The sequence below is a fragment of the Spirosoma sp. genome, from assembly GCF_026391055.1.
GTDB lineage: Bacteria > Bacteroidota > Bacteroidia > Cytophagales > Spirosomataceae > Spirosoma.
Window position 1 is genome coordinate 503,478 of the sequence record NZ_JAPLET010000019.1, and the last position, 13,665, is coordinate 517,142.

The 13,665-nt window shown below is 48.7% G+C and carries 11 protein-coding genes; 5 read left to right on the top strand and 6 right to left on the bottom strand.

The features are described 5' to 3' along the window. Positions 1 to 86 precede the first annotated feature (86 nt). Complete coding sequence (locus NT073_RS12840; protein ID WP_297373775.1) at positions 87 to 941, top strand: AraC family transcriptional regulator; 855 nt, start codon at positions 87 to 89, stop codon at positions 939 to 941. A 395-nt stretch (positions 942 to 1,336) separates the two neighbouring features. Beyond that, positions 1,337 to 1,792, top strand: coding sequence for a YdeI/OmpD-associated family protein (locus NT073_RS12845; protein ID WP_297373777.1), 456 nt, complete (start codon positions 1,337 to 1,339; stop codon positions 1,790 to 1,792). Between the two features lie 285 nt (positions 1,793 to 2,077). On the opposite strand, the gene NT073_RS12850 is transcribed toward NT073_RS12845, so the two are convergent. The 5 genes from NT073_RS12850 to NT073_RS12870 all read right to left on the bottom strand — a co-directional run bounded on the left by NT073_RS12850 (position 2,078) and on the right by NT073_RS12870 (position 9,397). Next, entirely contained in the window at positions 2,078 to 3,157 is a 1,080-nt protein-coding gene (locus NT073_RS12850; RefSeq protein ID WP_366107245.1) for an alpha/beta hydrolase, read from the bottom strand. A gap of 198 nt (positions 3,158 to 3,355) precedes the next feature. Then, on the bottom strand, positions 3,356 to 4,078 hold the full coding sequence (locus NT073_RS12855; RefSeq protein ID WP_297373780.1) for a LytTR family DNA-binding domain-containing protein: 723 nt from the start codon (positions 4,076 to 4,078) through the stop codon (positions 3,356 to 3,358). Then, positions 4,075 to 5,571, bottom strand: coding sequence for a redoxin family protein (locus NT073_RS12860; protein ID WP_297373784.1), 1,497 nt, complete (start codon positions 5,569 to 5,571; stop codon positions 4,075 to 4,077). The genes NT073_RS12855 and NT073_RS12860 overlap by 4 nt, the downstream gene beginning before the upstream one ends. A 12-nt stretch (positions 5,572 to 5,583) precedes the next feature. Then, a complete protein-coding gene (locus NT073_RS12865) occupies positions 5,584 to 6,630 on the bottom strand; it encodes a sensor histidine kinase (protein WP_297373787.1) in 1,047 nt (348 codons plus the stop codon). 322 nt (positions 6,631 to 6,952) lie between these two features. Further along, entirely contained in the window at positions 6,953 to 9,397 is a 2,445-nt protein-coding gene (locus tag NT073_RS12870) for an ABC transporter permease (RefSeq protein ID WP_297373789.1), read from the bottom strand. Between the two features lie 467 nt (positions 9,398 to 9,864). On the opposite strand from NT073_RS12870, the gene NT073_RS12875 reads away from it, so the two are divergent. The 3 genes from NT073_RS12875 (at position 9,865) to NT073_RS12885 (ending at position 12,744) form a co-directional block, all read left to right on the top strand. Then, positions 9,865 to 10,740, top strand: a complete 876-nt coding sequence (locus tag NT073_RS12875) for a carboxypeptidase-like regulatory domain-containing protein (RefSeq protein ID WP_297373792.1) — start codon at positions 9,865 to 9,867, stop codon at positions 10,738 to 10,740. Positions 10,741 to 11,053: 313 nt separating this feature from the next. Further along, the gene (locus NT073_RS12880; protein WP_297373795.1) at positions 11,054 to 11,836 is read left to right on the top strand and encodes a hypothetical protein; all 783 of its coding nucleotides are present in this window, start codon (positions 11,054 to 11,056) and stop codon (positions 11,834 to 11,836) included. 248 nt (positions 11,837 to 12,084) lie between these two features. Beyond that, on the top strand, positions 12,085 to 12,744 hold the full coding sequence (locus NT073_RS12885; RefSeq protein ID WP_297373798.1) for an alpha/beta hydrolase: 660 nt from the start codon (positions 12,085 to 12,087) through the stop codon (positions 12,742 to 12,744). A gap of 93 nt (positions 12,745 to 12,837) precedes the next feature. Here NT073_RS12885 and NT073_RS12890 read toward each other — a convergent pair whose 3' ends face one another. Further along, positions 12,838 to 13,275, bottom strand: coding sequence for a hypothetical protein (locus NT073_RS12890; RefSeq protein WP_297373801.1), 438 nt, complete (start codon positions 13,273 to 13,275; stop codon positions 12,838 to 12,840). Between the last annotated feature and the right edge of the window lie 390 nt (positions 13,276 to 13,665).

Here is a 13,665-nt window from a genome sequence, read left to right on the forward strand (position 1 = left end):
GACACCCTGTTTACTGAATTATTCAGCTTTTATTCGTATTCTACCATTATATTATAAATTGGACTTTTTTTTAGGTAGTATAAGCAATGAAACCAAAGCTAGAGCTTGGCATAAGCAATCTGCCCGATGCTTCCTTCAAGGCATTCCGACTGCATCAGCCCGCCTTTCGGTCGCATTGGCATTATCATCCCGAACTCGAATTGGTGTTGTTCACCAAGGGCCGGGGGATGCGGTTCATTGGCGACGACGTGTCCCTCTACAATGAAGGGGATCTGTTCCTGATCGGGAAAAACCTGCCCCACACCTTTGTCTCCTATGAATCCGAAACCCCGGCTCAGGTGGAAGCCTTATGTATTCAGTTTTCAGGTACACTATTCGATTCATTTGTCGAGTGCGCCCCGTTGAAGAGTCTGTTTCTGGAAGCCGAGCGGGGTATTGCCTTCCAGAATTTGGCAGTAGATAGTATTGAAAAAGTCCGGAATATTGTGTCGACAACGGGTCTGAAAGGCCTCCTCACCCTACTGGACCTTCTCGACTCGATCCTGGCCATCCCGGACCGGACATCTGTTTTGACCCAGCCTTATCAACGTCATGCTGTTCTTTCCGATGCGAACACGCGTATTCAGACGGCTATTGACCACATAAATACACATTATAGCCGCCCTATTCCGGTTCAGGAGATGGCGGGCATCTGTCATTTCTCACCCAATGCGTTTTGTCGCTGGTTCAAACAGCACATGGGCCTGACGTTTGTCGATTACCTCAACAAAGTACGGCTCACGAACGTGTGCCAGTTACTCCTATCAACGGATTATGGGATTGGGCAGATTGCGTTGCGAACGGGTTTCGAAAACATCAGCACGCTCAATCGGTTGTTTCAGCAAAAACTCGGCACTTCACCCAGCAAGCATCGGGAGCAGCACGAACGTATTTTGTCCTGATTTTAGTCGAAGGTTTTCATGAACGATTTCGACTGTTTCTCCGCCCGGAATAAGTTAACCAGGTTAGTCGTCAGCTTTTATCAGGGCGAGACACCAGCGGACCTGCCGAGTTGAGTTTATTATCATTTTTCTATGACGATGACTAATGACAATGGATCTATCTTAACCGTATGCTACTAACTAAGTTTGACAGCTTTTAAAAAGTCAGTGTCTTACAACAACGCTCCCTTTTGAGACGAAGATTACTACGGTGTGAAGAAGCGCGAGAAAAGCAAAAATTGTCGCAAACCCCTTTATCAATGTCGTTTATGCCCCCACTGCTATTCTGCTGATATGCTTATGTTTGTCTCAGTAGGCAATCAACTCTCACTTAGACCTTTTCCCTACACCATACCATGGAAAAAAGTATAGCCTTTGACACCATTCTTCTTCAGACGGGCAACAATACGGGTATTCGCCTACCCGATGAGGTTATCCAGCAGTTGGGGGCGGGGAAGAAACCCCCTGTGCTGGTAACCATCAATCTCTTCACTTACCCATCTACCGTAGGGGTGATGAATGGGGTTTATATGATTCCGGTCAGTAGCGCTGTTCGCCAGAGTGCCGGCGTAAAGGGGGGCGATCCAATCCAGGTGATTGTGCGTTTAGATGCTGAGCCCCGGGTGATGGCTGTCCCCCTTGACTTTCAGCAGGCCCTGGCTGCTAATCAAAGTGCCCAAGCCTTTTTTGACTCGCTATCCCCCAGTGGTAAAAAGAAGTATGTAAGCTTGATTGAAGGCGCTAAATCGGCTGAAACTCGTCAGAAACGAGTTGACAAAGCCATCGCAGATTTAGCCGAAAGTAAAAAGTGACCGGACTAGTGAACCGATGATACAGGCTCCTGGTATTCTGCTTACATAAGACGATGTGCGCTTCATTAATCTGATGCTTTATCAGGACGGCTTGTCTGGATACATGCTAACCGAAAATGTACCATGCCGACTGGGGCGGATGGCCGGTTGACCGTCGCACCGCTGAAGCGATGCAGTTTGATAGCTATTGAAAAGTCTAGGGCCAATAAAACGCCCTCTCCTGAGACGAAGGGACTTCCATGTATTTGCTTCAAAAAGTGGGCGTTTGGTGAGCCGGCAAATAGCTTACTTTTTACCGGAAGCTTGTACCGTGTCTGGTGGTTTTACCCCTAATAACTTTTCCATCACTAAGGCATGAAATTTTTGTGGTTCCTCAAAGCAAAGGTGATGTGCCGAACCCTCGAACCAAATTACTTCTTTGATCGGTGCTTGCAAGAATGCGCAATAGTCAGCTACCACCGTGGCCGGGACATGATTATCATAACGACCTAAACAAAAATAAACCGGCACGTTGACCGCTGGAATTTGACGTTTCAAATCAATCGTGGGCCAAATGGCATGATTCATCGGCCAGTTTAAACGGTATATCTTCTTGTTTTTCAAGTAATCAAACAAGTTGTATTCCTTGGACCGCCACAGGATTCGATAAATGGTTCCCCCAAGGTCCTGGTGATAAGAGCCACCATATTTTTGCACTAAGTTTCGTTCTTGCAGGGTAGCGTCAAATCCACCTTGGTAGAGCCCTTTAACCGGTGGTCTGATTCGCGTTAGCGTGGCTAAGCCTGCGGTGTCTTGACGTTGTTGGGCCTGATGAAGGGCGAAATCATAGGATACCTGTTCACTGCGTGGGCCGTCAGTGATGGGGGAAACAGCCACTAAAGCCGCGTAATCGGTAGGGTATCTGCTAATGACGTGTAAGCCCAGAAAACCGCCCCAGGAGTGCCCCACCAGAAATACTCTATCCTGATGAAGGTGCTTTCTCAGCCAAGAAGTCAATTCATGGGTATCGCTGATGAACTGATCCAGTGTCATACTGGCAGGTGGTATACGGGAGGAATACGACTTTCCCGATCCGCGTTGATCCCAGTAAACGACGACAAACTGCTCTTCTAAAGCTGCACTGTGGTGCATATACAAGGGCATGGCTACCCCACCCGGCCCTCCGTGCAGCCACAATAAGCTGGGCTTGGCTAGATCGACTCCCCGTATGGTGAGGAATTGTTTACTGCCATTAATGTTTAGTCGTCTGATTTCGGCAATGCTATTGGGTATCTTCTTCCCATCACTGATTTTAAAGGGCCGAGTGGTGCTACAAGCAGCACAGAAAACGAATAACAGCGGGACGAAGATTGTCTTGCTTATCAATTTTTTGGTCTCAACTAACCTATCAATAGCGTAACAATCTACTCAAATCTGGATTTGAGCGTTCTTTTTACGTTAAACCATTGATATGCCTATTTGGAATTGGTTTTTGATCGTCCCTTAATAATTTTCCTTAATGGCTCATAAAATAACATAAAGTGAACAGCAGTAGTATTATCGATATCGTCCACTCGTTAAGGCCTATTTTGCCAATCGTCGCAGTAGATCATCCCGGTAGCTGGCCGAGACCGGAAGTCGCTTGTCCCCCAGGCTCACTTGATGCCGCTCCACTTTATCGACTTTAGTCAGCGCAATCACATACGACTTATGAATGCGGAGGTACTCGCCGACCGGTAGCTTGGCCAGCACCTCCGATAGGCTCATGCGGCTCAACGTTTGTTTACTCAACTCAACAAAGGTTAGATAATTGTCATCGGCTTCAATGTACAGCAGATCGGCTAGATTAACCCGGCTCCAGTCGTACCCAGTTTTGACAAACAACTCAGCCGCAGCCACACCCTGAACCGATTCATTGACCCGCTTTTGGGCGGTGACTTTCTCTAAGGCCCGGCTGCTCGCTTGCAAAAAGCGGCTTAGACTGATGGGCTTCAATAAATAATCTAGGGCTGCTACCTCGAAACCTTCTAATGCATAACCCGCATGAGCCGTGGTAAATATGACGACCACTGGCTCGGGCAATAAGCGGACCAGTTCCAGGCCCGACAAGTCCGGCATCTGAATGTCGACAAATAAAAGATCAACGGGATGGCCCTGCATATACGCCAAGGCTTCGGTTGCGCTTAGGAAACTACCTACTAACGCTAAATAGGGCACTTTGGCCGCATGAGATTCGATGATACGCAGCCCAATCGGCTCATCATCGACCGCGATACAACGGAGGGAATGGACGGCGGCTGTTTTCACAACAACGATTCGATTTGGTGATATAACTCCTCTTTCTGGGAGGGCCGGTTGGCTTCTACAGTCGTGATTCGGCCCAAGGCATCCACTAAGATATATGAGGGGAAGCGGAGATTATCCTGCTCGGGATACAGACTACGAAGATAGGCTTCCAAGTCGGAACCCGCTAACACATGCTGGCCCGTTAGCCCATAAAAATGAATCGTCTCCCGCCACCGCTTTTCGGGTTGAGCCCCGTGTTCAACGGCCACATAGACAAAGTCAACCGGCTTGTTCTTGAAGCGTTCTTTCAAGGCGCGGTTGTAGGTAAACTCTTGTCGGCAGGGGCCACACCAACTGCCCCAAATATCCACGTACACCACGCGTCCCCGATGGGTGGCCAGCAATGAATCCAGGTTTACGAATCGCGCCGAATTAGCCAGTAATTGAATATCGGCTTGCGGATTAGCGGCCGGGTCAATACTGGCCAGGTAGGGCTTTATGTACTGCTGCACATCGGGCAGGTAAGGACTTTGAGGGAAGCGCTGTTTGAAATTGGTGTAGGCTTCGAGCTGGTAGGCTAAGTCACCCTGCTCAATGCCATTAATTAAGAACGAAGCCAGCGCCCGTTCTAAAGCCCGTCCTTGCAACCCATACTGGAGGGCGCTGTACACCCAGTAGCGCTCCCCTTTTTGTTTCATCTCTTGATTGATTTGGGCAAAGGGTTTGCCAAAAACGCGTTCGGCAATGGGAACAAATTCGTCTTTGGTGCTGGCTTGATGTTGCAGGTAGCGGGGATAATAGGTGATGATTTGTTGATAGGCATAGCTGCTCAAGGCAAGTGGATTCGACAGATCGACCCGTTGGTAGGCCGTGATCAAGGTTTGCTGCCAGGCGCTACGGTCATACACCGACTTATTTTTTTTGGTCCACACGCCATTTTGCCAAATCAAGTCCCAGAGTTTACTGACGGCAAAGTAGGTGATGTCGGCTTGAGTCATCTGTTGAAAGGCTAGCGACCCCTTCTTCGGTTGTTGTTTCAACAAGGAAAGTCCGGCTTGCTGCTGGGTTAGCAAAGCCCGAAGAATCAGTTGTGGATCGGACAGTGAATCATTCCAGGTTGGTTTTCCGAGTTGATTCATCGTCAGGCCCAATCGCTGACGGAACGCATTTTCAGCCCCGAGTTCACCGCTAAATCGCACGGTCCCAGGCCAGCTCTGCGCGTGAGCCGTCAGCGAAACCGATCGGCCTGGCTGGGCGTAGAGGTAAAGACGCTTCCCCGCATAGTCTAAGAAGATAATCTGCGCTTTGTTCAGGGTGAGCCGAGTTGAAAAATGACCCTTCGCGTCAAGCGAAACCGGGACTGAGTTCTGCGGATAATAGTAGCAGTCGTAGGGAACATTGACTGATACAGAAGCACCGGGTTTGGTTCCCTCAATCTGGCCGGAGAGGGTCAGTTGGGCGCGAAGGGAGTGGCTAGCTAGCCAAGCGAAAAACAAGATCATTCGGAAAAACATAGTCGATTCGATTTAGTAAAGATTCATCTGTAAGTGTACCCGGAAGCGGTCAGCCTGGGGTTCAGCCGTCAGGCTGTATTTCCCGGCATAAAGCAGGTCGAGTCGTTTCCGCGCATTATGGATCCCCGTTCCCAGGCCATAGGCCGTTCGCTGGGGAAATAGTCGGTTCTCCACCACCAAGTCAAGCTGTCCTTTTTCAATGGTTAATTGAATGGCAATGAAGTAATTCAGGTCGGTACTGATCCCGTAGAGAAAGGCATTTTCGACGAAGGTGATGAGCAGCAACGGAGCGATTTGAGCGGGCAACTGGTCATACACCAAATGTGTCTGCAAGCGGGTGGCGTCGGTCTGGGCCAACCGTAATCCCTGCAACTGGATATAGTCCTGTAAGAAGCCCAGCTCACTGGCCACTGGGGTAAAGTCGCGCTGGGCTTCACTGAGGGTATAGCGCATGATATTGGCTAGCTGCTCGATACTTTGGGCAGTGTTCGTGGCCTGCTCGAGCAGCGCGGTTCCGTAGAGGCTGTTCAGGGTATTAAAGAAAAAATGGGGATTCAGTTGGGCTTTCAGGGCGGCTAGCTCGGCTTGCGATTGTTGCACCTGGCGCTGCGTCTGCTGGATCCGTTGGTTGAAAAAACTACGGACTAAGGCATACGCGATGCCGTAGCCGAAGACCGTGAGGGTAGGCTCCCAGAAGCGATCTGTACTGCCTTCGAATCGCCACTGATTAAACGCTAGTAGCAACCGGACGAACACCGCTGAAGCCACGAAGGAAACCAGCAGGAAGGTGGGTAACAAACGAGCCCTAAATAGCCGATGATAATTTAGCTCAATCAGTAAGGTGCCCCCTAAGATCACCAGCCAAAGCAGTTGAACCCCATTGTGATTGGCAAACCGTTGCCAAACGCTGACGGGGGAGCCGTCCGAATTGATCAAATAACTGCCGTGCGTATAGACTTCATACCAGAACGTCAGGGCATCGGCTAGATTCATACTCAGCCAGAGTAGGCAGGCGTGCAGTAGCCACTGTTGCCAGATTGTCAAGCGGGGGAAAGCCATACGGTTGCGATTTATAGGACAAATCACGGCAAGGTATGGGCCTCTGGCAATAAAATGGGGTGAAGTAGATTAAGTTTGGGGTGATGGCTGACATGTGGCTGATGAGTGCCGACCCGCTCCTTGTTCAAGACTAGGCCACCGCTTGACCAGGCACAGAATTATACCTCCAAGACGCTGGATAGGCGTATATCTAATTTAATGTGGTGTAATCTTATAAAACGCTCCCAACTGAGACTAGGAGGCTTAACCTGTCCGCTATTCGGGCGTTTATTGAGCTGCTTCTACGGGTAATGTAAAAAAAAGTAGAACGACTAGCATCTGATTAATCACTTCGTAAACTCTTGACCGGATTCATCAGGGCGGCTTTCACGCTCTGAAAACTGACTGTCAGCAGCGTAATGCCGCTGGCCAGTAGGCCAGCCAGTGCAAAGACCCACCACTCGATCTGGATGCGGTAAGCGAAATCCTGCAACCAGCGGTTCATCACATACCAGGCCACCGGGCTGGCAACCATAATAGCGTTTAGGACCAGTTTCAGGAAGTCTTTGGAGAGCATCGCCACAACGCCTGATACACTGGCCCCCAATACTTTGCGGATGCCAATCTCTTTCGTGCGCTGTTGAGCGGTAAATGTGGCCAGCCCAAATAGACCAAGGCAGGCAATAAAAACGGTCAGGCCCGCGAATAGGCGGTAGAGCAGGCCCATCTGTTGCTCGGCTTTATAGTAATTGTTCAGGCTATCTTCATAAAAACGGCCGTAAAACGCGGCTTCGGGCATCACACGGGCGTAAACTGCCTTTACTTTATCGACTGTCTGGCCCACGTTCTTCGTTTGTAATTTGACGCTCCCGCCGTAATAAAACTGGTCTTTGGCCACCATCACCAAAGGCTGGATACCCCCCTCTTTGGCGGAGTTCGTGTGAAAGTCGTTCACGACGGCCACAATCGGAGAAGGTCCCAAACCGAATGCCCGAAGGTTGCGGCCAATTACCGAAGCCGGATTTTTGATACCCAGCTTCTTCAGCAGCGTTTCGTTGACCACAAATCTGGTTGTTGTGTCGGTGACCGCGTAGGGCATCCCGACAAGCACCTGAATGCCGAACGTTTTGAAATAATCGCCGTCAACCATCTTCATGGATACCGTGAAATCTTCGTCTTTCGAGAGGTTAGTAAAGGCAAAGTTGCTCTGCCACTTATTAGCCGATGAAGGAAGATCAGACATGAACGCGACGGCCTGCACCCCGGGTACCCCAAGCAACTCCTGCCGGAGCGTTGCATACCGGGTACGGTAGGTAGGGTCAATTACAAAGGTAAACACCCCGTCTTTGGCGAATCCGAGCTTCATCTGATCCAGGTAATCCATCTGCTGTAGATTTATTACGGTGCTGACAATAAGCACCAGCGCTGCGGTGAATTGACCTACAATAAGGCTTTTGCGGAGGGTGATACCCCGCAACCAGCCCCGCCCTGTCTGTCGCCGGAACACATCAAGCGGGCTGAACGACGACAGCACGACAGCCGGGTACAGCCCGGCCAGCAAGGTCAACAACACCAATAGCCCCCCCAATACCGGCACCAGGTCAGGACGGAAGTAGAGCGATTCGTCAGTTGGCACGTGGAACAGATCAGTCAGTAATGGCAACGTTGTGTAGGTTAAGGCCACGCCCAGCCCCAGTGATACGGCTACCAGCAGGAATGTCTCGGTCAGAAACTGTCCCACCACCTGCCGCTGCAGACTACCCAACACCTTGCGAACGCCCACTTCTTTGGCCCGCTTTCCCGCCAGCGCCGACGCAATGTTGACAAAATTGATACAGGCCATCAGCAACAGCACCGCCCCCACCGTGGTCAGATTCCGTAGCCGCTGACGGGATACAGTCGGTACGTTGGAGGAAAACGTGTCGAACCGTTCGTCATGGTGCAGATCAGCCAATGGACTCAGGAAATGCGTTTTTTTATCGTTGTCCCCCCGTCCGTCGTAGTGTTTACGCGAGAATGTTTCCTGGAGCCGATTGGCGGACCCGACGGAGAAGTTGGCCGGTAGCTTTACAAAAATATGATCGTTGCTTGATGAGTTGCCCCAGTCATCGAACGCGCCGAAGCCAAATGCCTGCGCTTTATCGGCTTTTTTGGTGGCGTAGGAAATAACCAGATTCATCGGGAAGCTGGTATTCGGAGGAGCGTCGGCCAGTACGCCCACTACCCGCATGTTAACGATGTTGTTTATACGAAGAAACTTGCCGACCGCCTGCTTGGGATCATTGAAATACTTGCGGGCAAAGCGTTCCGATAGGGCCACCACATTTGGCGCGGCCAGTGCCTGGGGCTGGCCAATGAGCCAGGGGAAGTGGAACATCCGAAAAAACGCCGGTCCGACCAGTAGACCCTCGTACCGTTCAATGTACTTCACGGGCGCATCGAGTGCCTTGGCGTTGGTGCCCAATACCGTAACCTGCGGGTCAAGGGTTCCAAACACCGGCACGATTTCGGTAAACTGCGGAATGTCGGTTTTCAAGGCAGCCTCCACCGGCAAGGGACTACCTGAACCTTCGGTTTGGGTACCATCGCGAAGCACCTGCTTGCGCACAACGCGGTAAACACGTTCAGCTTCCGGGTGGAACTGATCGAAACTCTGTTCGTAGCGTACCACCATGAACAGGAGCAGCGAGGCGGCTATGCCGACACTCAGGCCAATGATATTTAATAAGGTGTAGCTCCGGTTACGGGTCAGGGTTCGAAGAGCGATTTTGAGGTAATTTTGTAGCATGGTTGTCGGCCGTTTTGCTTCTGTTGGGTCACGTACAAATGCGCTAACTAAACGGCTCAACTATCAAACCACGAGTAACAAACCGGCCTGGGATGTCAGGAAGGCGTATTGAGATGAAAAAATTGTACGAATTCGGACAGCCAATGTCCGTTTTTATCGCCCGTATGATACTAACTGGAGTTGACAATTATTAGAAAGATAATCGTCCCACAAAACCCTCCTATGTGAGATAAGTAATCATTCTTGGATATGCATTCTTCAGAGACGACGAGGTATCATAATATGTGTCTAAAATAGGATGTTTCGTGTACTAAAACAGAGTCTTGAGTTTAGGCGGTCAGTCGCCAGCTATCCCTACAAAATACAGCAGGTTACCATAATACGTCCGGTCGAGCAACCAATCATATAAAGTTACTTGCAAAACACAGTACTATGTTATAAATAGCTATTATTATAACATCCAAAATATGGGTCCATCTATTGCTAGGCCATTACGTAAAACTTGCTCATTCTGCTTTTTTCTGTTTCTACCGTTGCTCACCTTAGCTCAGACCTTCACGGGTCATGTAACGGATAGTCAGAGTGGGGCTCCATTACCTTATGCTAGTATCGGGGTAAGAGGAAAGAGTGTAGGTGGCATCGCGGATATAAACGGCCATTTCGGCATTAATCTAGCTAAAGCCATGCCTACTGATACCGTTGTGATTAGCTATTTAGGGTATCAGTCCAAAGCCCTTGTCAAACGAGATATTAATAATGCGGCTTACCAAATTAAGTTGGTTTCCAGCGCCTTTCAACTTCAGGAAGCGGTTACCCTAGGGAAGCGGGAGCTAATCAGTATTGGCCATAAAAAGGCGAGTGCTAACTTCACCGGCTGGGGGGATTATACCAGTTCAAAAGGGCGCTTACGGGGGACGGCTATTGAAACCGACAAATGGCCTCTAAAACTGGCTAAGTTTAACGTGCATTTGGCTGCTTGCGATTTTGATAGTGTACGCTTCCGACTACATATTCTGGCTCAACCGGCAAATCCTGCGGGCGACTTAAAGACCGAACTACTCAAGGAAAACATATTCTTTACCGCTCACAAAGGCCAAAAATGGGTTAGTGTCGATCTAACGCCTTATGATCTGATTATTCATCAGAATATTATTGTCGCTGTTGAATGGGTTGACGCGTGGGTACAGGAAGGAAGAAGTCATTTATTAACTATATCCATGTCGCGCGAAGAAGGCTATACGTATACACGCGAGACTCCCGAAGAGCCTTTTCAAGTTATTCAATATAGATTTACCCCAACAATGTATTTTGAGACCTACAAACCTGGCCCTTCACGTCCGTAGTTTTGCCTTTCCACTTAGAAGCCAGTTTGGAAAGCATTATTGATAGACGAGCTGATTAGGGGACGTGACGACAGAAACGATCGAGAAATTCGTCTCATCAATCCCTCCAACCTGAGATGTAAAAGCTATCATGTATCTGCTTCTTTAATAGGTTGTCTAATTTGATGACCTATTTCAACAACTGTCAACTACTACCCGCATGGTACGGGTACCATCTTGCACTTTCCCAGTTTTAGATTGTAAGTCACCTTAAGCAATGTAGTATTAGAACTAATAGAAGCTTTACTTTTGAGTTGAACAAAACAATGAGTCGATGATACTAGCTTGTGCTCGCTGGATATTACCTCTTTCAGTTGTACTGTTAACTTTTTTGGGGGAACCCGTAAAATGCCAAACAATCGTTGAGCGGAAAGGCTTTGCGGTTCGAGGAGGACTGAGCGGTGGGTTTGATGTCGGAGCAGGCGTTGGGGGCAATACTGTCAATCCTAACTTAACTTATTACGAACTCAAGAGCCTGACGAGAAGTAATACTGTTTTGGTTGGATGGACAGCCCGGTTAAGCGCCTTCTATGGTCAGAATCTGTCATATTATACTGCACCCGCTCGACTGACTCATGTGGACGCAATTGATACGGTGAGTTTTAGTCGTCTGGCACAGACCTCCCTAAATTTGGGTGTTCGAGCTGAATGGAACTTGGGTAGGCTTCAGTTAGGGGCTAGTGTTGATTTACTTGGATTTACTTTTTTAGGCCGCTCCCGAATCGGTCAGGTTTCTTCATCTACCGGTTTGTTTATTCAAACCGATTCCTTAGGGCAATCTCAACAAAGCCCTTTCCAGGGCCCAGCTATTTTTCAGCAGGCCTCTCCTACACGATTGAACGTCAAGCTTTGGGGAGATCACGAGAGAGGAATGTTAACGACGGAAGTGTACGCCCGAATTTATTTAGGGTCTACTGTTGCCCTAAAATTAGGATATCAGTGGTTGAGTACGGAAATGACTCTTAAGAATCGGGATTTAGTGGCTGACAATGCCCGCTTTCGTAATCGAGTTAGCCTACCTTACCTTGCTTTGACGTTTCCGATCACTCCTTGGTAAGCCCAATTCCTATTTTGGACGACTTGCAACTATAGGCTATTTACAAATTACTTACGGGGCAGTATACAACGCTTAATGTTGGATAGATAATAAAGTTCAGTATCTCAAAAAAGGCTCCGTTAAAGGGACGGAGTTATATATATGAGCGGTGATACGTGGAGAGTGACAACCGATAGCTCGGATCGTAGAGTCCCTCTAATTGCCATTCTTAATACGTACTTTCAGGCTCTCCTTAAACAACATCGATTTTGCCCTCTCCATTTAAACAGCTTGTCGTTTGCCTAGTTTTCTTAGGCTTGCCATCCTCCCTGATGGCCCAGCGGTATGTCTTTTTTTTACATAATCGCTTCTTAGAGGAACACGAACTCTCTGCCCTTGAGCCAACCTATGGGCGAGCAGAATACAGAGAGATTATTACGGCTTTTCAACAAGCGGGCTTCGAGGTCATTTCTGAAAAGCGGCCAGCCAATACAAATATCGACCAGTATGCCCATAAAGTAAGTCAGCAGATTGATAGTCTACTTAGGAAAGGGGTTCAACCCAATCATATCACAATCATTGGCACCTCAAAGGGAGGTTATATCGCACAATACGTTTCGACACTAGCAGCTAACCCAGCTCTCAATTTTATTTTCATCGGCTGCTTTCGAGAATCAGATATTACTAACATGCCCATGATTAATTTTTGCGGTAATATTCTGACCATTTATGAGCGGTCCGATTCCTTTGGGGTTTCGGCTATTCAGCGAAAGAAAACGTCTAAACTACCCATAACGCGGTTTGAAGAGATTGAGCTAAACACAAATCAAAAGCATGGTTTTCTATTTCACGCACTACCTGAGTGGATTAAGCCTAGCATTCAATGGGCAAAAGGCCAATATGCGAAAGCTGTACCAGGTAACCCTTAAAAACCCATGCTGGGTGAGTTTAAAAAAGGTACACAAAACGTCACGACGCGAAATTTCGAGTCTCAAACAAACGCTGGTTAAGGAGTTAACGATTTAAGTCAGCTTGGGGGCAGCCACCAGTAACCGCCATTTCCGCTGGTTCCAGTACCGGTGCCAGACGCCTGCCTCGTCTGCCTTATAGAAGCCCGACTGACGCTCTGGCCTGCCGGGTTCAATCAGCGTCCAGCAGTCTCCTTTCAAGAGCCCACTCAGCTTGTGAATTGTTCCCGCCGGCACATGGTGCGTTGTCCCCGGTAGGCGCTTGTGGCGGGTCAGCACCAAGGTCCCATCCTCTGTTGGCTCGGCTACTACCTCCAAATAGCCCCCCGATAAAATGGTCGTGCGAAAAGACCAGGGGTGATCATGAAACAGCTCGTCATTGGCCGCCGTAAAATGATGCAGCACCCGGCCATCGCCCAGGTGATATTTAGTAAAGCTCTTATTCATTCGCTCCAGGCGAATAATGTCTTTGGGGGTTGAATACGATTGCATAGATTTCAGTTGGCCTAAGCAGTAGTCGGCCGCTGCCGCTTTGTTGTCAACCGCAAAACTAGTAACCAAGTTAGTTGAAAGTTTAAACCCTTTGTGTCTTGATATGGTCTACTGAATCGGCATGGTGAACTTGTATCATTGAACAGATGTAAAAAAATCGCTTTCTCTTTAAAGGCTCCTCCTTGAGACGTAAGAGCGTTTATGTTTTGGCTCCCGATTATACGAAGGATCGTTCAGATATCTGCTTCTTAAATGGGGCGTTTTGTAAAACGGTATTTAGTCTGAGGTTTGTACTTTGGCAAACATAGCCATTCGCTTATCATGACCAAAACGCTCAGTCAGAATGCCCTTTTCTTTCTGGGCCTTGCCTTAGCCATGGGGCTCTTCCAA